Raw genomic sequence first — 24,372 nt, 5'->3', positions numbered from 1 at the left:
CAAGAAGGGTGGAAAAGTATCATCACAATTATTATATTTTTGGAATGTTATGAGAATATCCCGAATAGCAGGAGCAATCCTGATTTTATTGTTTGCTAACATAACTTCCGCTGATGCGCAGGATACGTGGAGTTTACAACGTTGTGTGGATTATGCACTGCAAAATAACCTGACGGTTAAACAACAGGAAGTACAGAAACGCCTGGCAGATCTCACTTTACAGCAAAGCCGCCTGCAAATGATCCCTGGTTTCAGCGGATCAGTAACAGGAGGGTATACTGATGGTAGAAGTGCCAGCCTGGGAGATAACCAGTATGTTAACCAAACCGTGTTTAACTCCAGCGGTAACCTGAATATGCAGGCGAACCTTTTCAGCTGGTTTTATCAGCAAAAAACAATTGCCGCCAACAAACTGGATGCACAGGCTAACAGTTTCCTGCTGGAAAAAGCAAGGAACGACCTCGCTTTTAACGTAGCCACCGCCTTCCTGCAGATACTGCTCAATATCCAAACGGAGAAAGTAAACGAAGAAAACGTACGCCTTACCAACTCCAACCTGGATAACACCAAAAAGCTGGTGATCGCGGGATCCGTACCGGAAAGCAACCAGGCCGACCTCGAAGCGCAGCTGGCGCTGGACAGCAGCAACCTGGTTACCGCCCAGAATAATGTGACCCTGGCTATTCTCCAGATGAAGGCATACCTCAACCTCGGATTTGAAATTCCTTTTAAACCGGATGTACCGGAAAATATTTCTTCCCTGCCATTAGCTGCCCTGCAGGAAATGGCGCCGGAAATGGTGTATAGCGCCGCTTTAACCAACTACCCGCTGGTAAAATCGGACGAACTGAAAATCCAGAGCGCCACTAAAGCATACCAGGCGGCCAAAGCGCAGCTGTATCCCAACCTGAGCATCAGCGGCGGCCTCAGTACCTACTACGCCAATAACTATTATGAAGATATTGCGCAAACGAAAGTGCTGCCGTTTCATGACCAGATCAGCAATACCTACAGGAAAAATCTTGGGTTAACACTTAACATTCCTATTTTTAATGGCTGGCAGCAACGTACTACCGTAGCCAAAGCCAAAGTAAATATATATAGCCAGGAGCTGATCCGTGACCTGGATCACCAAAAGCTCAGGCAGGATATTTATACCGCCCATGCCAATGCAGTAGCTGCTTTACAGAAATATAACGCATCTGCCACAGGGGTAATGGCGGCCCAGAAAGCGTATGATTTTGCCACCAAACGCTTCAATCTCGGATTAATGAACACCATTGATTATATCACAACGCAAAGTAAATTGTATAATGCGCAGGTAAACAAGGTGCTTGCTCAATACGATTACATATTTAAAATGAAATTGCTGGAATTCTACAGGGACCAGAAAATATCACTGTAGCCAACCCTGGAAATTAAATTGCTTTATGAAGAAGAAAAAACTTTACTGGTTCATAGGCATACTTTGTTCACTCGTTATTTTGTTCCTGGTGCTTAAAGCGTCCGGGGTTATTGGTAAAGAAGAAGGAATTAAAGTTGCTGTAGACAATGCTTCTAATAGAAATATTATAGAAGTGGTTACCGCCAGCGGTAAAATTTATCCTGAAATAGAAGTAAAAGTAAGCTCCGACGTTTCAGGTGAAATCACAGACCTGCCCATCCTGGAAGGTGATTCCGTGAAAAAAGGACAGGTACTGGCACGGATATACGCAGATATCTACGGATCGATGGTAGACAAAGCCGCGGCTTCCATGAGCCAGTCGCAGGCGCAGCTGGCCAATTCCGCTGCGGCGCTGAACTCCTTTAAAGCCCGTCTTGATCAAAACAAGGCTGCCTTCAACAGGAACAAAGAACTCCTTGCCCAGAAAGTGATCTCCAGGTCAGAGTTTGAAACAGCGGAAGCCACCTATCTCGCTTCCCTGGCAGACTATAACGCCGCCGTGCAACAGATCAACGGAAATAAGTTTGCCGTTGCCAGCGCGCAGGCCAACCTGAATGAAGCCAATAAAAACCTGGGTCGTACCACTATTTCCGCTCCTATGGGTGGTATCGTTTCCCTGCTTTCTGTAAAGAAAGGAGAACGCGTGGTGGGTACCGCACAAATGACCGGTACCGAAATGCTGCGTATCGCTGATATGAACACCATGGAAGTACAGGTAGACGTAGGTGAAAACGATATTCCAAAAGTAAAATACGGTGACACTGCCATCATTGAAGTGGATGCGTATAACAGCCGTCAGTTTAAAGGCATTGTAACACAAATTGCCAGCTCCAGTAAAGGCGCCGCTACTGCTACGGTAAGCACCGCCTCCTCTGCAGAGCAGGTAACCAGCTATATTGTACATATCCGCATCCTGCAGGAAAGCTACCAGGATCTCCTTGATAAAAACAAGAAGACCTTCCCATTCCGCCCGGGTATGAGTGCCAGCGTGGATATTCAAACCAGGCATGTAAATAATGTACTGGCCATTCCAATTAACTCCGTTACTACCCGCGACGGCGATTCTACGAAAGCAAAAGGCGACAAAAAGAAAGAAGCGCCGGTACAGGATAACACTACACCAGGTTCTTCTGCCGATACCAAACCCGTGTTAAACGAGGTAGTATTTGTATTGCAGAAAGATGGCAGCGTTAAAATGGTACCCGTTAAAACCGGTGTACAGGATGATGCCTGGATCCAGATCACTTCCGGCCTCAGCGCCGGCGACCAGGTAATCAGCGCTCCTTATACTGCCATTTCCCGCAACCTGGAAAACGGCAAAAAAGTAAAGGTGGTACCAAAGGCCGAGCTGTTTGAAGGTCAGGCAAAATAACGCAGTTACACAACTTTATATAAAGCAAAGAGGTTGTATCAAATTACTTGATACAACCTCTTTGCTTTTGGTATTTCCGCTGATCAGGGTTATCTTTATGATATGCATAAAGCGTTGATATACAACATGTTTCTCCGAAAAATTTATACAAAGAACGCAAGCGGACTCTGTATAGCGCATTGATATCCAATACGTTACCGATCAAGTCCACATCACCTCCACATCAAGTCCGTGTTATCTCCACATCAAAGGCATGTCCTAAGTATCTGCCAAGCATGTGCAAGGCAACTGCCAAGCATGACCTATATCATGATCAGGCATAAATCATTTATAAAATCCAAAAAGTAAAATCAGCAAAATCAGCGTAATCCGGAGAAAGACAACATCCGCGAATATCCCCCGCCCGCAAAACTGCTTTATTGCTTTTTAATTACATTGCATAAAAATTTGCATTGTGAGCAATAGCATTGGAATTATAGGCAGTGGCAGCTGGGCTACTGCCCTGGCTAAAATACTGACTGATAACGGGCATCATATACATTGGTGGATAAGGAACGATGATACCATCCGCCATATGCAGCTACGGCATCATAACAAACATTATCTCACCTCCGTATATTTTGATACCAGCCTGCTGAGCCTCAGTAGTGATGTGAAAGCAGTAGTGGCTGCCTGTGATGAGCTGGTATTGGCTGTTCCCAGTGCTTTTTTGGAAGATGTGTTAAGCATGTTGCCTGCAGATGCGCTGATCAATAAAAGAGTCATTTCTGCTATTAAAGGGCTGGTACCAAGTACCAACGACCTGATTGGAGAATATCTTCTTAAACAATTTAATTTACCGGCCAGCCAGTATTTCACCATTACAGGCCCCTGCCATGCGGAGGAAGTAGCCAGCGAAAAGCTGTCGTACCTTACCTTTTCAGGCGCCCACCTGGATACTACCCAGTCTATCGCCGACAAATTTACCGGCAGCTACCTGCAAACAATTGTAAACACAGATGTAATAGGCGTACAACTGGCCGCGGTACTCAAAAATATTTACGCAATGGGCGCCGGTATTGCACACGGACAGGAATACGGGGATAACTTCCTGAGTGTATTTATTACCAACTGCTTCCGGGAAATGCAAAGTTTCCTCGAAAAATATGAAGAACAGAAAGCTGCAATAGCCGGAACAGAGCCAGTGGTGCATAACTACAGCGCCAGCGCCTACCTGGGCGATTTGCTGGTTACCTGCTACTCACTGCATAGCCGTAACCGTACTTTTGGTAATATGATCGGGAAAGGGTACAGCGTAAAAGCTGCCCAGCTGGAGTTGAATATGATTGCAGAAGGTTATTACGCCAGTAAATGTATGCATGAAATGAACAGGAATATAGGGGCGTATATGCCGGTTGCCGAAGCCGTATATGCTATTTTATGGCAGCAGGTGCATCCCTCAGAGGCGTTCCTGTCTCTCGAAAAAGGCTTCATATAAAGAACGGCCGGCTGTTAGTCTTGCCAGGCTAACAGCCGTCTGCCAGGTGTCTAAAAATCGTCGTAATCTTCATAATTATCTTCCCCAATCTTCATAATTGCCCGCACATTCGGGAAATACTGTTTAATAAGACTGGCAATCCGGGTGAAAAGATATTCGCTTAACACCGGTCCCTCATAATACTCAATCTCATTGGTCTCGTCTGAGATGATATACTCCGTGATATTACGGTCAATGATGGCTTGAAAGCGCCTTTGCCGGGGAAGTTTTCTCAAACTGATTTTGGTAGGAACACCATCTACATTAAATGTACATGCAATGTTTCGCATAACGGCCATTGGGTTTAAATGAGAAAAAATGGAATGGTTAAAATTTGCTCTTCACATGGTAGCTTGGGTGCTTACTTTAGCTAAAATAAGCTGAAATGGACAAAGAAACATTATTGTTTACCTGGTATGGTAATAATATTGCTATTTGTGTCACTAATAACCCTGTAATCAGCAAATTACATTACAATTGTAAACAATTATGATTATATGGACTGTTAATAGAATGTAAATGGTCCGCTTTTATTTTATTCACAGACCTTACCTGTGGATACGGGATAAAATGTGTGGAATTATATCCACACTTTCTTGCGTCCAAATCCGGTGAAACCCCCTACAGCAGGCATTGGATTGATATTTGAAACATCCTATGTCCCGATCCGCAAAATTGAGGACCTGGTTACTTGTTAACTGCGTAGTATAAAATTTTTGCCATGAAGATTAGAACTTTGCTTTTTGTTACATCTTACCCGCCCCGTGAATGTGGGATCGCAACTTTTGCACAGGACCTGGTAAACGCAATGAATAAGAACTTTGCCGGTAACCTGAATATTGAGGTGGCAGCACTGGAAGAATCAGGCAAACCTGCCAATGTAAAAGAAACACCTGTTACTTACTCGGTCAACCCGTTTGATATTGATAATTGTATCGATTTTGCACAGAAAATAAATGAGAACGACAAAATAGACCTGGTTTGTTTTGAACACGAATTTGGCCTGTATGGCGGAGAATACGGTCATAACCTCCTGGCTATGCTTTCCTTACTGGATAAGCCTTTCGTAGTCCGTTTCCATACCGTACTGCCTTACCCCGATCATAAATGCACTAAAGTAGTAAGCCTGATCAGCGCACTGGCGGCAAAAGTGATTGTAATGACCCGCTCGTCCGCCGACTTACTGCAGAATGTATATCATGTGCCTGCAGAAAAAATTGTGCATATCCCGCATGGTACACACGCGCACATCGTAGAAGATGTAGATACACTGAAAAGACAATATAATGTAGAAAACAGGATGGTACTGAGCACCTTTGGTCTGCTCAGCGAAAACAAAGGGATTGAAACTGGTATCCGGGCAATGAAGGATATTGTAAAGCAATATCCCGATGCCATTTACCTGGTGCTGGGAAAAACCCATCCGGTAGTATGTTCCCGCGAAGGAGAAAAATACCGTGATTCACTGGAACAACTGGTGAAAGAACTCGGCCTGGAAAACAACGTGAGATTCGTCAATAATTATCTTTCCCTGAAAACATTACTCGATTATTTATCTCTTACAGATATATACCTTTTTACGTCAAAAGATCCGCATCAGGCAGTAAGCGGTACTTTCGTATACGCCATGAGCGCCGGCTGCGCGGTGATCTCCACCTCCTTTGTGCAGGCCCGCGAAATGCTGGAAGACGGAGCCGGTTGCCTGGTAGATTTCAATAACCCGGAACAAATTGCCGCATGCGCGTTACAGCTGCTCGGCGATCCGGAACTGCGCGCGCAGATGAGCCAGTCGGCTATTGAAAAAACACGTAACTCCATCTGGGAAAATGTAGCTATCGCACATATGAGCGTAATCAGCGAAGCACTGGCAGAAGATAAGATCCTGCCTAACCTGCCGCCGCCTTACCTCGATCACATCGATCGCATGACCGATGAAACAGCGATGCTGCAATTTTCCAAACATGATATTCCTGATCCTGCGTTCGGATATACGCTCGACGACAATGCACGCGCACTTATTGCTACCTGCATGTACAGCAGCGAATTAAAATCCAGCAGCTTCGTGAACTCACTGACCCGTAAATACATCGATTTTATTGCCTACTGTCAGCAGCCTTCCGGCAAGTTTCTTAACTATGTGGATATCGATCGCCAGTTCAATAAAATGAATGACGAAGTAAACCTGGAAGACGCCAATGGCCGCGCTGTATGGGCGCTGGGCTACGCCCTCGCTTCGCACCGCCACCTGCCTTTTGATGCGGTTCAGGATGTAGCAGCCATATTCACAAAATGCTTCACCTGGATGGAGTCACTGAACTCACCCAGGGCAATGGCTTTCACCATCAAAGGACTGTATTACTTCCTCGCCTATAAGCCCGGTGGCAAAGCAGTGGAAATTTTACAACATCTGGCTGCAAAATTGTATGAACATTACAAACAGGAAGCGGATGAAACCTGGCATTGGTACGAATCCTACCTCACCTACGGTAACGCCGTATTGCCCGAGGCAATGATGATGGCCTACCAGGTAACCGGGATAGATGCCTACCGCAGAACCGCGGAAAACAGCCTCGCTTTCCTTTGTGGCAAAACCTTTACAGACAGCCATATGAAGGTGATCAGCAATAAAACATGGTACCACAGGAATAACACCCAGCAACAGGAAGACGGCGGCGAACAATCTATAGAAGTAGCCTATACCATGCTGGCATTGAATACTTTTTATAATACCACAAAGAATAAATCATATTTGGAAAAGATGCGTTTGGCATTCAGTTGGTATTTAGGTAATAATCACCTGAAACAACTTGTTTATAATCCATTAACTTACGGTTGCTACGATGGCCTTGAAAAAAACAATATAAACCAGAACCAGGGCGCCGAATCTACTGTATGTTACCTGATTGCCAGATTATTAATGGAACAATGGAATAAGCATAAGTATGTTACACCGAAACAAAACAGCCTGGCACCAGTCAGACTTGGCTACAACTGAGAATAACATGAAGTATCCCAGCATATTGATTATAGATGATGAGCCGGATATATGCAGACTATTGCAACTTACGCTGGTACGTCACGGATATAATGTAAAATACGTACATGAATTGGGAGAAGGGATGAAGTCCATTTTCAGACATCAGCCCGATCTCCTTTTTCTGGACATCCACCTGCCCGACGGATCGGGCCTCGAGGCTTTGCCTGTGATCAAGGAACGTTGTCCCACGTTACCAGTAATCACCATCAGCGCCTATGATAATGCGATGGAAAAGCAAACCGCACTGAAAGCAGGAGCCGCCTTTTTCCTGGCTAAACCTTTCAGTCTCAAGAACGTAGATGAACTGATCGACAGTATCAAAATAAAAAGCTGATAACGCCCTCTTGGTTATAATCAGTAATTTTAACCAGCTATTCTGTTGCCAATTACCACTATATTAAAGAAGTATGAAAAATATTCTAATAATAGACGACGAAATTAATATCTGTACACTCCTGAGCAAATTCCTCGGGAAACATGGCTTTGATGTAGATACCACCATGACGGGTGGCGCTGCACTTAAAATGATGAAAGAGAAAACCTATGACCTTGTACTCTGTGATTACAGGCTGAAAGATACAGATGGAGCACAACTGCTGCAGGATATCCATCAGATCAATCCTTCTACTATTGTAATTATTATTACAGGTTATACAGATGTAAGAGTAGCGGTGGAAATGGTGAAAAACGGCGCATACGATTATCTTTCCAAACCGCTGTACCCGGATGAAATTCTGAACCTCGTACATAAAGCCTTTGCGCATAAAGACGCAGAACAGGAACGGCGCGCATCCAGACCAGTAGAGTCGGGCAGTGAGCCCGAAGCAGTACGTGAAACGTTATTATCACGTAACCAGGACGACAAAAATAATAAATACGTATACGGTGAAAGCGAAGGAGCGAAAGAATTAATAAGACAGATTAAACTGGTGGCGCCTACCGATTACAGCGTTATCATTTTCGGGGAAACCGGTACCGGTAAGGAATCCGTAGCACATCTTATTCACCATCACAGTAAAAGAAACCAGCAACCATTTGTTGCGCTGGATTGCGGCAGCCTCTCCAAGGAACTGGCCGCCAGTGAATTGTTTGGTCATGAAAAAGGCTCTTTTACCGGCGCTATCAATACCAAAATAGGCGCCTTTGAACAGGCACAGGGAGGTACCCTGTTCCTGGATGAAATCTCCAATTTATCGTACGACATACAGGTAGCCCTGCTACGCGTTCTTCAGGAAAAATTAATTCGCCGGGTAGGAAGTTTAAAAGAAATACCAATTGATGTACGCATCATTGTAGCATCCAACGAAAAGCTCTCTGAATCAGTACAGCGCGGCAAATTCAGGGAAGACCTGTTCCATCGCCTCAATGAATTCACCATTTATATTCCGCCTTTACGTGAGCGCCGCGAAGATTTACCACTGTTCACCACCGCCTTTGTAAACCAGGTGGAAAAGGAACTGGATAAATCATGTGGTAAAATTTCTTCTGAAGTGTGGGATTGCTTCCAGCAATACAACTGGCCCGGTAATATCCGCGAACTGAAAAATGTAATCAGGAGAGCCTGTTTGCTTACGCCTGAAATGGAAGATATTACCATGATTGCTTTGCCGCTGGAAATGAAAGAATCTTTTAACCAGATTCCGGAAGAAGTACACGTTTCCGGTGAACTGGCGCTGCTTTCCAACGATAATGATCTGAAAACAGTAGCCCTTCAGGCAGAATACAATAAGATTATCAATGTGCTGAAAGAAGTGAAGTATAATAAAACAAAAGCAGCGCAGGTATTGAATATCGACCGTAAAACCCTGTATAACAAATTACGGTTGCTGAATATAAATTATTAGCAGTTTATTCCCTGGCAGACATCCGTCTCCAGGGAATAAATTATCCTATTGCAGGTATTGCAATCGTAAATACCGCTCCCTTCCCGGGTTCACTATCCACGTGTATAGTTCCTTTGTGATTTAATAGAATATTCTGTGTGCTGGTCAGGCCAAGACCTGTGCCTTTCGCCTTACTGGTATAGAAAGGATCAAACAAACGCGCCAGCTTGTCTTCCGCAATACCGGCGCCATTATCACGGATCATCAGCTTCGCCTTGTCCTGGCTAAGCTTTGTACTGATGGTGAGTACGCCTTTGCCGGGTACCATTGCCTCAATGGCGTTGATGATAATATTCAGAAAGGCAATCACTACTTTTTCTTCATCCGCATTAATCATCACATCCGGCGATACCAGGTTTCTTTCCACACGGATTTCATTCAGTTGCAGCCGGTCGTTGGATAGCTGCAGCGCTTTCTCTATAAGCTCGTTGATACCTACAGGTTCCATATGCAGTTCAATCATACGGGTGCTGTGCAGCAGCTCTGTAATCAACTGGTTAATACGGGTGCAGTTCCGTTCAATGATATCTGTATACATCAGTGTATCATCATTGGCGGCCACTTCTTCTTCTTCCTTAAACTGGCTTACGGCCAGCAATATATTGGTTAGCGGGTTTCTTACTTCATGTGCAATTACCCTGGCAATACGCCCGGTGATTACAAATTTTTCCTGGTGTTGTTTCTCCTGTTCTTCTCTCTTTTTATCGGTGATATCCTGGATTACACAAAGGAATATCTGCGCTGCTTCGTCCAGCATAACGGCATTGATCAATACCACCAGCTTTTTGTTATCGGCAGTTTTGAAATCATATTCCTGTAAATTGGCAATACCACTGTTACAGATGTTGTTCAGGAAATTCTCGCTTTGATCTTTGGAGATGAAGAGATCGCGCAGATGTAATTTCAGTATCTGTTCCCGGTTGTAACGAAGGGTTTTTAATGCAGCGGGATTAGCGTCAATAATATTCCGGTCGCAATCGGCCAGTACAATCAGGTCGTGCGCTTTTTCGAAGATGCCGTAATATTTTTTCTCGCTTTCTTCAATAGACCGGCGATGGTTGAATTCATCGAGCGCATAGCGGATGGATCTTTCCAGCAGGTCGGCAGTCATTTCTCCTTTCACCAGGTAATCGTAAGCACCGGCCTGCATGGCTTCCCGGTCAATATTATAATCGCCTTTACCGGTAAGCATAATTACCGGCGGCTGATGATGCATCTGGTGTAACCTGCGAAGGATATCGATACCGGTATTGGGTCCCAGCCGGTAATCTACCAGGAATACATCATACGTATTGTCGGCTATGGCAACCAGCCCCTTCTGATAGGTAGAAGCCCATTCAAGCACATATTGACCTGGTGAAATATCATGAAGTAGTTCTGTTACGAGAAAGAAATCGTCTTCATCATCGTCTATCATTAAAATGTGTATCGGTCGCTCGCTCATCGCAATAGAATAGATTAGGAGTTTTGGCAATTAATGACAAAATCCACAGCAATAAAGGTGCTAACCTTTTATCAATCTGTAGGTCCATCATTCCTGTTTCTCTGTCGCAGGGGTAGAATAATCACAAAGGAGGCTCCTTTCCCCGGGTATCCGTGGGCTTGTATGAAACCATTGTGGCTGTCTACAATTTTTTTGCAGATGGCGAGTCCTATCCCTGTACCGGAATATTCGCTGATGCCATGCAGCCGCTGGAAAATAAGAAAAATGCGATCGGCATAAGCCTGCTCAAACCCAATACCATTGTCGTCCAGGCTGATGCGGCAGTAGCTCTCGTTCCACCGGCTTTCTTTTACAATACCCAGTTCCTTTCCGAGCAGTAACTGATGATGGATATTGATTTCCAGGCGCCTGTCGGGGCTGGCAAACTTAATAGAATTGGCCAGCAGGTTCTGAAACAGCTGGTGGAAAGAAGTATCGCTGCCTTCTATAACTGGCAGCTGGTCGTATGTAACCTGTACATTTTTTTCTTCCAGTGTAACCTCCAGGTCGCTGAGCACTTCCTGCAACAGCCTGGTCATATCCACGGGGGTAATGCTTTCCGGCGTAATACGGCCTGCCCTGGAAAAAATGAGGAGGTCGTTGATCAGCACCCGCATCCGGGAAACGGCAGACACCATGCGGTCTATCAGCTGCGTGGCATCCGGCGGCAGCTGGTCTTTATATTTCATCTGCAGCCGGTCGCTGAAGGTAGATATCTTGCGTAAGGGTTCCTGCAAATCGTGCGAAGCCACATAGGCAAACTGCTCCAGCTCCTGGTTGGTTTTATTCAGGAGGGAGATATTCTGTTGCAGATCACGCTGGTAGGACTTCATCCGGCTTTCAATATGTAACTGTAGTTTGAATTCCCTGGTGAGGGTAATATAGGAATAGATGCCTATCAGGATGGCCACCAGCGAGGATATAAAGATCATGGGTACCCACATCACCGCAAAGAAATGGAACAGTTCCGATTTTTCCTGTACCAGGCTTTCTTCAATCCGGATCATGTCACGCACCTTAATGTCGATGATATCCATTGATTTTTCTCCTTCTTTCACATCGGAGAGTTGTTTCAGCTGGGTGGAATTCTCCTCGCCCAGTTGCAGTTGCTGGTATTTGATGGCCAGTAACAGACGAAGGGTATCCAGGTGTTTTTGCTGAACTGGATTTTCGGCCGTTATTTTCCGGAGCAGGAGATATTCCCGCTCAATCCTGTTGCTGCGTTCCTGCATACTGGGGTCCAGGAAAGAGCTGTCTTTGGTAAGCGTATATCCCCTGATCGCAGCTTCCGCTTCCTTAAGCTGCCGGGTAATTACCTCCAGCCGTTTGGATACTTCAATGGCATGATTCAGCCTGCCGGCGTTATCCAGCAGGTTTTTGGCCACCAGGTACGAGAACACGGAGGCTGCCACGATAACGGTAAATGCAATGAAAAAGCCAAGTCGTATTTTTTTGTGTACTGAAAAATGCATCTGTATGTATGAGATCTTGAGAAAGCATTTCAAGTTACTATTTCTGCCTGAATTTCACTACTAAAAAATACCCTTTTCCCGTGAAGGGCTTTCTGAGCAACATATTCCACAGAATGACGGTAAATTCTACAAGCACCGGAAGCAGTGGCGCCTTACTGTTACCGCAGAGATACAGGTACGCTGGAATGCTTTCCCGTAGCGGGTTTGAGAAACGCGTTTTTGTGGTAAAAACAACAGGTCTAACTAGTGGAATGAACTTTGGACAACTAACTATAGTTCTTAACCAATAAACTTGTGAGGTATGAATAATCCGGATAGAAATAAACAGCCGATTCCTGATCCAACTCCAGATAAACAACAGCCGGGAAAAGAAGACCCAATACCGGTTCAACCGCCACCGGACAAGCCGGAAATTGAACCCATCCCGCAGGAGATACCGGACAGGGATACTCCTCATACCCCCGCCAATCCGCAGGCGGTAGAGGAAAAAGAAGAAGCGTTTAAAAGACAATCACCTGATAAACATTAACCATTCTTTCATCTAAAAAAATCTGTTACAATGCCTACCACAAAATCAGCCGGCAACGGCACCGCAAGAAGAACAGCCAGCGAAAAAATGCCGGACTCCAAATTCCATGAACTGTTTATGGATGAATTAAAAGACATCTACTGGGCAGAAAAGAACCTGGTAAAAGCACTGCCCAAAATGCAGAAAGCTGCTACCTCGGAAGAATTAAGTACCTGCATAGGAAACCACCTGGAAGAAACAAAAGAACATGTAGCCAGGCTGGAACAGGTATTCGAATTACTCGGCAAAAAACCACAGGCAAAAAAATGCGAAGCGATGGAAGGATTGATTGCCGAAGGACAGGAAGTTGTAGCAGATACCGACGAAGACACGGCCGTAAGAGACGCTGGTATTATCATTGCTTCCCAGAAAATTGAGCACTACGAAATATCCGCCTATGGCAGTTTACGCACACTCGCCAATGTAATGGGCCATTCCCAGGTTGCGAAATTACTGGAGCAAACTTTGAAAGAAGAAAAGAATGCCGACAGCTTACTCACAGAAGTAGCTGAATCTACTGTAAACGAAGAAGCTGCGGCAGAATAGGTTAACGATGATTTGTATAATTGTGTTAATGAAAACTGCAAAAGTCCCTGCATAAACAGGGACTTTTTTTAACCCGTTGATATGCAAAAATCCAATCCCAAAAAACCAGTGAGGCCGGCCCGGAAACAATCCGTACAACCCGGCCTGGAAGAAGTGATGAACCCGGCCCCGGTGTTCGAAAAAAGCAATACAAAAAATGGTAAACTGCATAACAAGGTGGCCGTTATTACCGGCGGCGACAGTGGTATTGGCCGCGCAGTAGCGGTAGCCTTTGCCAAAGAAGGCGCAGACGTAGCCATTGCTTATTTTAATGAGCATACAGACGCAGAAATTACCTGCGAACACATTACCCTCGCCGGCCGGGAATGTATGCTCATTGCAGGCGATATCAGCAATGAAAAGCATTGCAACGATATTGTTAAAAAGGTAATAAAGAAGTTTAAAAAGATAGATATCCTGGTAAATAATGCAGCGGTACAATACCCGCAGGAAAGTATCACGGATATCAGCGCCGCCCAGCTGCACAAAACTTTTGAAACTAATATTTATCCGCACTTTTATCTTACGAAAGCGGCCCTGCCGTATATTCCCAAAGGCGGAAGTATTATTTGCACCACTTCTGTAACCGCTTACCGGGGCAGTAGCCATCTTATTGATTACAGTTCCACCAAAGGCGCCATCGTTTCTTTTGTCAGGTCTTTATCCGCCTCCCTGTCTGAAAAAGGAATCCGGGTAAACGGCGTGGCGCCCGGCCCCATCTGGACCCCGCTCATCCCCGCTACTTTTACCGCGGAAGAAGTGGCAAAGTTTGGTACAGATGTGCCGCTGAAACGCGCCGGCCAGCCCGTGGAAGTAGCCCCCTGCTACGTATTCCTGGCCAGCAATGAAGCCAGTTATCTCACCGGTCAGATCCTGCATCCCAATGGAGGGGAAATCATAAATGGTTAGCATAGATCTGATAACAGACCCCGTGGCCGTAGCCCGGTCAGTGAAACTGCGGTACGTTACAGCAAATACACCCGGGTATACACGCGTCCGCAAAGGGAAGGACTTTATCTACCTCGACCCCGCCGGCAAAAAAGTAAAAGACCCTGAAGTGCTGGACCGTATCCGGAAACTGGTGCTGCCGCCCGCCTGGGAAAATGTATGGATCTGCACCTGGGCCAATGGCCACCTGCAGGCCACCGGCACCGATGTGAAAGGACGCAAACAGTACCGTTATCATCTTGAATGGGGCAAAGCCCGCAATGAAACCAAGTACTACCGCCTCCGGCAGTTCGGCGAAAAGTTACCGGGGATACGGAAACGTATACACGAAGATTTAAAACGAACATCACTGGATAAAAATAAGGTGATTGCCATTGCTTTGTCCGTGATGGAGGAAACACTGATCCGCGTGGGCAATGCTTCTTATGAAAGGTTATACGGCTCACACGGACTTACCACCCTGCGGAATAAACATGTGAAGATCAATGGTAACAAAGCATTCTTTCAGTTCCGGGGAAAAAAAGGGGTGGAGCATAAAATTGAACTTCACGACGCCGCACTTGCAAAACTGCTGAAAAAAGTACAGGACATTCCCGGCCAGGTATTGTTTCAGTATTACGATGAAAACGGCGAACACAAAGCCCTCGATTCCGGAGAAGTAAATGAATATATAAAGCAGTGCTGCGCAGAAAATGAATTTACCTGTAAAGACTTCCGCACCTGGGCCGGTACGGTAAACGCATTAAATCTTCTGGCAGACCTCACACCCTTTGAATCCGTTACAGAATGCCGCCGGAATATTGTAGCGATAATCGACGGTGTGGCGGGCAAGTTGGGGAATACCCGCGCCGTGTGCAGGAAATATTACATTCATCCGCAAATCCTTAACAGCTACGAAACCGGCGAGTTGGAACCCTGGCTGCAACAGCTGAGGGCTAAACGCAGTAAACCCGCCAGTGGCGGGTTACATGCGGATGAAAAGTTGCTCATGCAATTTCTGAAGGAAGCCCTGTAGCAGGTAAAGGCGCCTGCTATGCCCGGCTACCCGAATATCAGCTGATCTTCTCTGTCTTCTACTTTAATCTTCTGGATAAATTCGTCAAAACCTGCCTCTTCGTGTGAACTGTAAGCGCCGTAAGCGTCCAGTATGTAGCCCTTATTGCCATCCTGGTCTTCCATTACATACAAAATGGAGGAATCTGAAGGATCTGACTCTCCCTCAAAACGATAGGTTTTAATGATAGTCAGGTCTTCCGGGTTATAGATCTTCTGCTCATCCGTATTCTGTAACCTGCCGTGATCACTCATCTTTAACTCATGATCAAACCCTTTCTCATGCAGCTTTTCCAATACCCTTGATAAAGTTGTCATTTCGCCTGGCTTTTCCATAAAATAAGGTTTTAGTTAAACTTAAAAAACCAAAAGTTATGCCGCGATGTTTTAAGATCATGGTACCATTTGTGTTAACTTTTATTTAATACCAAAACTATCATTTTATGCGAGCTATATGGTCAGGATCCATCGGATTCGGGTTGGTAAATATCCCGGTAAAACTATTCAGCGCCACACAGGACAGCCGCCTGGACCTGGACATGCTGGATAGCAAAAACGGGGCGCACATCAAATACCAGCGCATCAATGAAAATACAGGTAAAGAAGTACCCTGGGAACAGATCGTAAAAGGCTATCTGTATAAAGATGAGTATGTTATACTGGAAGATGAAGATTTTGAAGCAGCCAGCCCTAAAAAAAGTAAGATCATCGAAATAGAATCTTTTGTGGAAGAAACAGAAATCGATGACATCTATTTTGAAAATCCTTATTTCATTGAACCCGCCAAAGGAGGCGAAAAGGCCTATGCCTTACTGCAACAAACCCTGGAAAAAACGGGTAAGGCGGGTATCAGCAGGTTTGTGCTGCGTACCCAGGAACACCTGGCCGTAATCCGGCCGCGGGAAAATTACCTGCTGCTGCAACAACTCCGCTTTGCGGAAGAAATCCGCCCTTCCGGCGACCTCACCCTGCCAACACATATAAAACTGGCAAAGAAGGAGCTGGATATGGCCATAGAACTGGTAAAACAATACACGACCGAATTTGATATCAGTCAGTATAAAGATGAATATAAAGCGGAACTCCTGAAAATTATCAAGGCCAAAGCCGGTGGTAAGAAAACCGTAGTGAAGAAAATGCGTGTGGTACACACCAAGAGCGATAACCTGTTCGATCAGCTGAAAGCCAGTCTGGGTGGTAAACCCACCGCCACTAAAAAACGCGCATCATGAGCCTGTCGGAATACAAAAAGAAACGAAACTTCACGGAAACTACCGAACCTGCTACCGGTAAACCGGTGGCAGGGAAACACATCTTTGTGGTACAACGCCATCATGCTTCCCGGCTGCACTATGATTTCAGACTGGAAGTAAATGGCGTGCTGAAAAGCTGGGCAATACCAAAAGGTCCGTCCATGAACCCGGCAGATAAACGGCTGGCAATGGAAGTAGAAGACCATCCCTACGATTACAAGGATTTTGAAGGCACCATCCCGGCAGGCAACTATGGCGCAGGTACGGTATACATCTGGGACAAAGGCACCTTTGAACTGATGAATCCCGATGGGAAAAGTTTTGATAAAGAAGCCCTCCGGGAGCTGAAATCCGGCGATCTTAAAATTGTAATGAAAGGGAAAAAGCTAAAGGGAGAATTTGCCCTTGTGAAGATGAAAGGACGCGAAGAAAATGCGTGGCTGCTGATCAAACATAAAGATAAGTACGCAGTAGATGAATATAACAGTGAAGACTATACGCCGGAAAGAATAAAAGCGCAGGGAGAAAAGAATAAAGCAGCCACGAAGGTGGCAAAAAAAAAAGTAACAGCAGTAGTACGTAGTGAGTCAAAAAATAAAACAGCACGGGCTGTTCACCGGATAAAGAAAGTATATAAGCCCATGCTTACAACCCTTGTCAGTGAACCATTTGATGGGGACGGCTGGCTCTTTGAAACGAAGTGGGATGGCTACCGGGCCATTGCCAGCGTGGAAAAACACAAGGCAACTTTATATTCGCGCAATGAGAAATCATTCAACAATGACTATCCCGCGGTAGTGGCTGCCGTAGAGAAAATTTCGCACAATGTGGTGCTGGACGGAGAGATTATTGTACTGGATAATAAAGGCAGATCCCACTTTCAAACCCTGCAGAATTACCGGACTACAGGTAAAGGGAAACTGGTATACGTGGTGTTCGACCTGCTTCATCTCGATGGAAATGAACTGCAGCACCTGAGCCTGCTGGAACGGAAAAGCCTGCTGAAAGATGTGATAGCAGAATTAGATGATAAAACAGTCCGTTTCTCTTCTCATGTGCTTAAAAAAGGGACCAGCTTTTTTGAGAAAGCCCGGAAGCAACAGTGGGAGGGCATCATTGCCAAGAAAACAGACAGCGTGTATGAAGAGGGAAGAAGAGGGATGTCGTGGCTGAAGATAAAAATTGTGAACGAACAGGAAGCGCTGATCTGCGGGTATACAGCTCCCCGCGGCAGCAGGAAACAGATAGGTGCCCTGGTGCTGGGCATGTATGAGAACAAAAAACTGAAATACATCGGGCATTGTGGAGGCGGATTAAACGAAGCCACTATCGGTGAACTTTACAACCGGCTGCAGCCGCTGATCAGCAAAACGTCGCCTTTCTCAGAAAAGGTGGCCACCAATATGCCTGTTACCTGGGTAAAGCCGAAGCTGGTATGTGAAGTGAAATTCCAGGAATGGACCGGCGACGGACATCTGAGGCAACCAGTTTTCCTCGGCCTCCGGGAAGATAAACCGGCAAAAGAAGTACATCCTGAAACCGCAAAAAAAATAAACATGGCTACTACTATTGAAAAAGAACGCACCCTGACGCTCAACAGCAAGAAAGTATCCCTCACCAATCAAACGAAATTATACTGGCCGGATGAGCAGATCTCAAAGGGACAACTGATAGATTATTACCTGTCGGTGGCAAAATATATGCTGCCTCATTTGAAAGACCGGCCGCTGTCGCTGCACCGTTTTCCCAACGGTATCAAAGGACCTTCTTTTTACCAGAAGGATCTTGACCTGGAACAAACCCCCGCATGGATTAAGAGCGTGCCGCTGCACGCAGATTCTACCGGTAAGGATGTAGACTATCTGGTATGTAATAACGAAGCCACGCTGGCCTATATGGTAAACCTCGGCTGTATAGAAATAAACCCCTGGCTGTCGAGGTTAAGCAGCCTCGACAAACCGGACTTTATGATACTGGATCTTGACCCGGAAGACATTGATTTTAAATACGTGGTAGAAACGGCCCTGCATATCAAAAACATGCTGGATAATTTCAGCATCACTTCTTTTTGTAAAACTTCCGGCTCTACCGGTTTACATATCTATGTGCCTGTTGGGGCAAAGCATTCTTATGATACTACCCGGCTGCTTGCGGAATATATTGCACGTCATGTTAATGAGGAGTTGCCAAAAAGCACCAGTGTGGTTCGCGCCAAATCTGCCCGGAATAAAAAAGTGTATATCGACTTTTTGCAAAACAGTAAAGGACAAACGGTCGCATCTCCTTATTCCGCCCGTCCAAAACCCGGTGCTACGGTATCTATGCCGCTTTTGTGGGAAGAAGTGAATGAAAAACTCCGTATCAGCGATTTTAATATTCATAACTCACTGGAACGGCTAAACGAAACTGGCGACTTGTGGCACGATATTAAAAGTATTAAGAATGACTTGCGTAAAGTGATCCGTGAAATAGAAAGCAATGCGCACGCCTGATCATTTTGTTCATTTAAATACTGAGTTATGGAAAGGCCTTTATCTTCAAAAGCGCTACCGGCGTATGGTTTCATTCTTGGCGCCATATGCATCGTTTTTACCCTCCTCTTTTATGTAACAAAGTTGTACGGCAATTTGTGGATGGGATATTTTGGCAACCTCATCATGTTCCTCGGTGTGCTGATCTCCATTATTCATTATAACAGGGTACATAAAGATAAGAACTCTGCTATGACGTCTTTTAATATGGGTTTACGCACTACTATCACAGCCACTATTATGTATGCTATATTCCTGCTCATTTTTCACCTGGTAGTGGGTGGAAACCCATCGCACGCCCTGCAGGAGGAAGACACGGTAAAAAGTAGTTTCTGGATCTACTTCCTGGGGAATGCTTTATTTGTAAATATTTTTGTTGGCGTAGTGGCAGCCCTGCTGGGTGCTATGGTTTTTAAACCCAATCAGAAAACAGATAAATCACGGAAGCCATAGGAACTATTATCTTTGCATGGCTATGTCTAAAGGCCATATTTTAATAATCGATGATGAGGACCAGCTCCGCAGGCTTTTAAGCCGCCTGCTGGCCCTGGAAGGATATACACTTCATGAGGCGGGCAATATAAGGTCTGCCTTAAAGATCCTGGAAAAAGAAGAAATACAGGTGATCCTGTCTGATGTAAAGCTGCCGGATGGCAACGGGGTGGAGCTGGTGCAGCAGATACGCGCCAGGTACCCCGAAATTGAAACCATTGTGCTCACGGCATATGGTAACATCGCCGATGGGGTACAAGCCATTAAAAACGGCGCTTTTGACTATATCACCAAAGGAGACGATAACAACCGGATCCTTCCGTTGGTGAGCAAAGCGTTGGATAAGGCACACCTGCAGTTCCGCATCCGCGACCTGGAAAAGAAGATCAGCGGTAAATATAATTTCGGCAGCATCCTGGGCGAATCCCCTGAAATACGCGCCGCCATTGCATTGGCGGAAAAAGTGGCGCCGTCAGATATGACTGTACTGTTGCTGGGAGAAACCGGCGCCGGTAAGGAAGTATTTGCACAGGCCATTCACCAGGGGAGCCAGCGGCGGCAACAACCCTTTGTAGCCGTTAACTGCAGCGCCTTTGGAAAAGAGATCCTCGAAAGCGAATTATTCGGGCACGTAGCCGGCGCCTTTACTGGTGCCGTAAAAGATAAAAAAGGCTTTTTTGAAGAAGCCCGCGGCGGTACCATTTTCCTCGATGAAATAGGAGAGATGGCCATAGAGTTGCAGGCCAAAATGCTCCGCGTGCTGGAAACGCAGGAGTTTTATAAAGTGGGCGAAACAAAACCCACTAAAACAAATGTACGGATCATTGCCGCCACCAACCGGCAACTGGAGCAGGAAATCGAAGCCGGGCATTTCCGGTCCGATCTCTACTACCGGCTGTCGGCCTTTCAGATTTCCCTGCCATCACTAAACGAACGCCGGAAGGATATCCCATTGCTGGCCACCTGGTTTCTTCAGCAGATAGCGCCTAAAATGAATAAACGTATCACCGGGATGACGCCCGCTTTCCTGCAGGCGCTGCAACAGCACAGCTGGAAGGGAAATATCCGCGAACTGCGTAATGTGATCGAAAGGGCCGCCATCCTAACGGACACGGACATACTGGATACCCCCGTGCTGCCGTTCGATTTTCAGCAAGGGAACGCGGAAGATGCATCTTCCCTTAAACTGGCAGATATGGAAAAAACACACATTATCCGGGTGCTGGCCCACGCCAAAGGCAATAAAACCAGGGCCGCAGAGCTGATGGGCATCGGGTTAACCACGCTTTACAATAAAATTAAAGAATACAATATCAGCGCATCATAACAGCCAGCCCAGTAACAGGCACGCCAGTACGATAAAAGGGGAAGGCACCTTGGTAAGGCACAGCAATGCCAGGGTGCTGGCCATGATCAGCAGGTTGTACCAGTTGACCGGGATCACAAAGAAGAGAATAAAAGTGGCTGCCCACATAATACCCACTACCACGGCATTGATCCCCTCGAGGGCACGGTATATCACCACGTATCTTTTCAGGTTATTCCAGATAGGGAAGAAAAACAATACCAGCAACAGGCTGGGCAGGAAGATGGCAATTGGCGCTATAATACACCCCAGGAACTGGTAACCCATACCCAGGTTACGCATGGCCATACCGCCTACATACGCAGATATGGAAAAGGTAGGACCGGGGAGTGCCCGCATAATACCGGCGCCGGTAAGTAACTCTTCCGCAGAAAGGTATTGCGATTTGGCGCGGGTTACATACTGTTCCAGCATCATCGCAATCAGGATATCCCCTCCGCCAAATACAAGGCTGCCGAAACGGTAAAAGTTTTCAAAGAGGTTAAATGGCCGCCTGGTAATCCACTCGTGGGTACGCGCCAGCTCAGAAAGGAATCCGGCGAGTATAAACAACGACACAAATAGCCAGATATTTCCCCACTGTATTTTACGGGGCTTTTCCGCCACACCGGGAATACGTTTGTTACTGAAGTTGGATACAATACCCCCCAGGATGATCAGCGCGGGAAAGGTCCACGGCGATTTCAGGAAGAAGGCAGTGAACATGGATACCACCATGATGGCAAAAGTGGCCACGCTGTTAATACTGATCCGGAAAGCACGGATGCCCCCGTACGCGAGGAAGCCTACCGCCATCGGCTGTACGTACTTGAAAATATCAGTATGCAGGGCATTTTTGCCGAAATATTGCAACAGGAAACTCAGGGAACCCATGATCAAACAGGCCGGGGAAATCCAGATGAGCAGGGTAATAATAGCCAGTATTGCGCCGCCGCGTTTATAGCCGATTAAGGTAAGGGTTTGGGAAGAAGAAGCGCCGGGAAGCAGCTGGCAGAAAGCATTGTATTCCATCAGCTCCTGTTCCGTTACATCCTTCCGTTGCTGTACAAATGTTTTCATCATCATGGCCAGATGACCCTGCGGGCCTCCGTAGGCAGTGATGCTATGTAATAGCACAGCTTTAAGAAAAGGTATATGACGTAGAAGCACAGTTTATTTTAGTGTATGCCGATTGGACAGGTTATAAGGTACTCAAATATCCGGACAAAATACAACCGTGTTGCTAATATCGGTAATCCCCAAAATAATAAAGGCACAATACTTGTAATATCGGTGATTATTATAACGAATATGGCCTTTTGTCCGTTGTGATCAATTTTATCAGACAGGTTAATTACCCACCAACATGAGAAATGTTCGGATCTAAAGAATAACCATATCAGGAAGAACCGTTAAAGAAGAGACTTGCTTATACGCAGGATATTTACAAAGTCCCGGTAACAATTTTACCGGGACTTTGCTATGTATAGTCCTTATTTTTTCAAGCCTATTTCGCGTAAGCGCTCATCCAGGTACTCACCGGCAGTGATGGGTTCATATGCCAGCGGGTTCTGTGCAGTAACGCAGCTTTCCAGGCTGTCCAGTTTCATATTGGATTTTGGATGCAGGAAGAAAGGAATCGAATAGCGGGAAGTATTCCACATTTCGCGGGGAGGATTCACCACCCGGTGTGTGGTAGATTTTAAACGGTTGTTTGTTAACCGCTGCAACATATCTCCCACATTTACCACAATCTGTTCCGGCAGGGAGGTAACCGGTACCCAGTTATCTTGTTTATCCAGGATCTGCAAACCATCCGCAGAGGCGCCCACCAGTAAAGTGATGAGATTGATATCTTCATGCTGCTCCGCACGGATGGCCGATTTAGGCTCCTGCGTGATAGGCGGGTAATGGATGGCTCTCAGGATGGAATTGCCATTATGGATTTTATCATCAAAATAGGTTTCCTCCAGTCCCAGGAACAGGGCGATGGCCTGTAACAGGTATTTACCGGATTTTTCAAACCCACGGTATGCTTTAAAGAAAGTTGGCGTAAACTCCGGCACTTCCGCTACCTGTACGTTGGCAGGGTATTCCGAACTGATAGGATCTTTATCTTCCACAGTTTGACCAAACTGGAAAAACTCCTTCAGGTCCGGGGCGTCATAACCTTTGGCGTGTTCTTTACCAAAGGAAGTATAACCGCGTTGCCCGGCCAGTTCCGGAATTTCGTACTGATGTTTGGTGTCAGCGGGAAGCTTGAAGAATTGTTGTACGTATTTGTAGAGGTCCGCAATCAGTTCGTCAGGAATCCCATGATTCTTTACCGCTACAAAACCAACTTCTTCATAAGCCTTACCTAACTGCTGCACAAAGGCTGCCTTTCGTCCTGCATCTCCGGATGTGAAGTCTGCAAGATCCACTGAGGGGATAGAGTGGGTAGTTGCCATATTGAATAATTGTTTTGGAGCGATAAAGGTAGGGAAAAATAGCTCATTTGAAGTAGCCGGCCTCTTTATCGTTAATATCTACCATTGCGTAGCGGTCTACTTTATTGATGAGCATTTCATCCATAATATCCACCACATTCTTATAGTTTGATGCCTTGTCTGCTTTGATCAGTACCATCAGCTCATTCTTGTGGAAAGCTTCGTATACGGCGGCCTTTTTTGCGATGATCACATCCCGGATCCCGTTACGGTTGGCATAGGTGCTGTAATGCACCTGCGGCGGCATTGCGGGGTCGTCGCCAATGCCTTCGTACCAGGCAATACGGTTGTCCGGACCAAGGATTACGGTCAGTGCTTTTTTGGCCGGCAACGACATCGGATCACCGTCTTCTTTGGGCATGATAAGATCCATTGTTTTGGGTTTGGCCATGGTGGTGGTGAGCATGAAAAAAGTGATCAGCAGGAATCCCAGGTCTACCATAGGTGTCATATCCACACGTGTAGATTTTTTGTTGCTGCGGGTGCCTCTTTTGCTCCCCTGCGTAGCGGTGTTTATTTCAGCCATAAATAACGGTTTAGGTTAAACGAAATTGGTTGAAAGCGCTTTCAGGAGTATAGATGCGGAGAAGGGGAGTTTCCATAAATGGGGAGTTGGCGCCTTCGGCGCTTTTAAATTGTCTTGGTCCAGGATTAGGATGGTTATGTTGATTTCGCTGATTTTATTTTTTAGATTTTAAAGATGATTAAAATAATGAAGGGAGATAAAAGCAGCACGCTTCCACCTCCCTTCTTCATCTATAAAAATCCTATAAAATTTAAAAAATAAAGGGAGACAAAAGCATCACACTTTTATCTCCCCAAAAAAATCAAACAACAAAAGGTGGGAAAATCTGCGAAATCAACATAATCATCCTAATCCTGGACCAAGACAATTTAAGGC

General features: G+C 45.8%; 21 protein-coding genes. 14 read left to right on the top strand and 7 right to left on the bottom strand.

What is annotated here, in order from left to right:
• The first annotated feature begins 49 nt into the window (after positions 1-49).
• The 3 genes from PV783_RS01970 (at position 50) to PV783_RS01960 (ending at position 4,293) form a co-directional block, all read left to right on the top strand.
• Positions 50-1,405: a TolC family protein gene (locus PV783_RS01970; protein ID WP_420986970.1), complete on the top strand. Its 1,356-nt coding sequence runs from the start codon at positions 50-52 to the stop codon at positions 1,403-1,405.
• Positions 1,406-1,430: 25 nt separating this feature from the next.
• Positions 1,431-2,816: an efflux RND transporter periplasmic adaptor subunit gene (locus PV783_RS01965; protein WP_079471256.1), complete on the top strand. Its 1,386-nt coding sequence runs from the start codon at positions 1,431-1,433 to the stop codon at positions 2,814-2,816.
• A gap of 454 nt (positions 2,817-3,270) precedes the next feature.
• Positions 3,271-4,293 (top strand): NAD(P)H-dependent glycerol-3-phosphate dehydrogenase, encoded by a 1,023-nt coding sequence (locus tag PV783_RS01960; protein ID WP_420986969.1) that lies wholly within the window; start codon positions 3,271-3,273, stop codon positions 4,291-4,293.
• Positions 4,294-4,343: 50 nt separating this feature from the next.
• Here the strand turns inward: PV783_RS01960 and PV783_RS01955 are convergent, their stop codons facing one another.
• Positions 4,344-4,622, bottom strand: coding sequence for a hypothetical protein (locus PV783_RS01955; protein WP_079471254.1), 279 nt, complete (start codon positions 4,620-4,622; stop codon positions 4,344-4,346).
• Between the two features lie 431 nt (positions 4,623-5,053).
• On the opposite strand from PV783_RS01955, the gene PV783_RS01950 reads away from it, so the two are divergent.
• The 3 genes from PV783_RS01950 (at position 5,054) to PV783_RS01940 (ending at position 9,213) form a co-directional block, all read left to right on the top strand.
• Complete coding sequence (locus tag PV783_RS01950) at positions 5,054-7,327, top strand: glycosyltransferase (RefSeq protein WP_420986968.1); 2,274 nt, start codon at positions 5,054-5,056, stop codon at positions 7,325-7,327.
• 7 nt (positions 7,328-7,334) lie between these two features.
• The gene (locus PV783_RS01945) at positions 7,335-7,703 is read left to right on the top strand and encodes a response regulator (protein ID WP_227024459.1); all 369 of its coding nucleotides are present in this window, start codon (positions 7,335-7,337) and stop codon (positions 7,701-7,703) included.
• Between the two features lie 73 nt (positions 7,704-7,776).
• Positions 7,777-9,213, top strand: a complete 1,437-nt coding sequence (locus PV783_RS01940) for a sigma-54-dependent transcriptional regulator (protein ID WP_079471251.1) — start codon at positions 7,777-7,779, stop codon at positions 9,211-9,213.
• 40 nt (positions 9,214-9,253) lie between these two features.
• Here the strand turns inward: PV783_RS01940 and PV783_RS01935 are convergent, their stop codons facing one another.
• Both PV783_RS01935 and PV783_RS01930 read right to left on the bottom strand, forming a co-directional pair.
• The gene (locus PV783_RS01935; RefSeq protein WP_420986967.1) at positions 9,254-10,696 is read right to left on the bottom strand and encodes an ATP-binding protein; all 1,443 of its coding nucleotides are present in this window, start codon (positions 10,694-10,696) and stop codon (positions 9,254-9,256) included.
• A gap of 71 nt (positions 10,697-10,767) precedes the next feature.
• The gene (locus PV783_RS01930; protein ID WP_336388908.1) at positions 10,768-12,207 is read right to left on the bottom strand and encodes a sensor histidine kinase; all 1,440 of its coding nucleotides are present in this window, start codon (positions 12,205-12,207) and stop codon (positions 10,768-10,770) included.
• A 301-nt stretch (positions 12,208-12,508) separates the two neighbouring features.
• Here PV783_RS01930 and PV783_RS01925 point away from each other — a divergent pair, with 301 nt between their 5' ends.
• The 4 genes from PV783_RS01925 to PV783_RS01910 all read left to right on the top strand — a co-directional run bounded on the left by PV783_RS01925 (position 12,509) and on the right by PV783_RS01910 (position 15,323).
• Positions 12,509-12,736, top strand: a complete 228-nt coding sequence (locus tag PV783_RS01925; RefSeq protein WP_079471248.1) for a hypothetical protein — start codon at positions 12,509-12,511, stop codon at positions 12,734-12,736.
• 30 nt (positions 12,737-12,766) lie between these two features.
• Complete coding sequence (locus PV783_RS01920; protein ID WP_079471247.1) at positions 12,767-13,321, top strand: ferritin-like domain-containing protein; 555 nt, start codon at positions 12,767-12,769, stop codon at positions 13,319-13,321.
• A gap of 81 nt (positions 13,322-13,402) precedes the next feature.
• On the top strand, positions 13,403-14,269 hold the full coding sequence (locus PV783_RS01915; protein WP_420986966.1) for an SDR family oxidoreductase: 867 nt from the start codon (positions 13,403-13,405) through the stop codon (positions 14,267-14,269).
• The gene (locus PV783_RS01910; RefSeq protein WP_420986965.1) at positions 14,262-15,323 is read left to right on the top strand and encodes a DNA topoisomerase IB; all 1,062 of its coding nucleotides are present in this window, start codon (positions 14,262-14,264) and stop codon (positions 15,321-15,323) included. The genes PV783_RS01915 and PV783_RS01910 overlap by 8 nt, the downstream gene beginning before the upstream one ends.
• A 26-nt stretch (positions 15,324-15,349) precedes the next feature.
• Here the strand turns inward: PV783_RS01910 and PV783_RS01905 are convergent, their stop codons facing one another.
• Positions 15,350-15,697, bottom strand: a complete 348-nt coding sequence (locus PV783_RS01905) for a hypothetical protein (protein WP_079471244.1) — start codon at positions 15,695-15,697, stop codon at positions 15,350-15,352.
• Between the two features lie 107 nt (positions 15,698-15,804).
• Between PV783_RS01905 and PV783_RS01900 the strand changes: the two genes are divergently transcribed.
• The 4 genes from PV783_RS01900 to PV783_RS01885 are packed head-to-tail and all read left to right on the top strand — an operon-like array spanning position 15,805 to position 20,964.
• A complete protein-coding gene (locus PV783_RS01900) occupies positions 15,805-16,593 on the top strand; it encodes a Ku protein (protein WP_079471242.1) in 789 nt (262 codons plus the stop codon).
• Positions 16,590-19,106 (top strand): DNA ligase D, encoded by a 2,517-nt coding sequence (ligD, locus tag PV783_RS01895; protein ID WP_420986964.1) that lies wholly within the window; start codon positions 16,590-16,592, stop codon positions 19,104-19,106. The genes PV783_RS01900 and ligD overlap by 4 nt, the downstream gene beginning before the upstream one ends.
• A gap of 27 nt (positions 19,107-19,133) precedes the next feature.
• Positions 19,134-19,598 (top strand): hypothetical protein, encoded by a 465-nt coding sequence (locus PV783_RS01890; RefSeq protein WP_420986963.1) that lies wholly within the window; start codon positions 19,134-19,136, stop codon positions 19,596-19,598.
• Positions 19,599-19,614: 16 nt separating this feature from the next.
• Positions 19,615-20,964 (top strand): sigma-54-dependent transcriptional regulator, encoded by a 1,350-nt coding sequence (locus PV783_RS01885; protein ID WP_420986962.1) that lies wholly within the window; start codon positions 19,615-19,617, stop codon positions 20,962-20,964.
• Here PV783_RS01885 and chrA read toward each other — a convergent pair.
• From chrA to PV783_RS01870, 3 genes are all read right to left on the bottom strand, one after another.
• Complete coding sequence (chrA, locus tag PV783_RS01880; RefSeq protein WP_227024460.1) at positions 20,959-22,119, bottom strand: chromate efflux transporter; 1,161 nt, start codon at positions 22,117-22,119, stop codon at positions 20,959-20,961. The genes PV783_RS01885 and chrA overlap by 6 nt on opposite strands.
• 356 nt (positions 22,120-22,475) lie before the next feature.
• Positions 22,476-23,432: an isopenicillin N synthase family dioxygenase gene (locus tag PV783_RS01875; protein ID WP_079471236.1), complete on the bottom strand. Its 957-nt coding sequence runs from the start codon at positions 23,430-23,432 to the stop codon at positions 22,476-22,478.
• Between the two features lie 43 nt (positions 23,433-23,475).
• Positions 23,476-23,997 carry an ExbD/TolR family protein gene (locus PV783_RS01870; protein ID WP_420986961.1) on the bottom strand — a complete coding sequence of 174 codons (522 nt, stop codon included), beginning with the start codon at positions 23,995-23,997 and terminating at the stop codon, positions 23,476-23,478.
• Positions 23,998-24,372: the final 375 nt, after the last annotated feature.

This window comes from Chitinophaga sp. CC14 (assembly GCF_048957795.1).
In the GTDB taxonomy this organism is placed as follows: domain Bacteria; phylum Bacteroidota; class Bacteroidia; order Chitinophagales; family Chitinophagaceae; genus Chitinophaga; species Chitinophaga ginsengisegetis.
The sequence above is the reverse complement of the archived record's forward strand: the minus strand, read 5'-3'. Positions and strand labels throughout refer to the sequence as shown.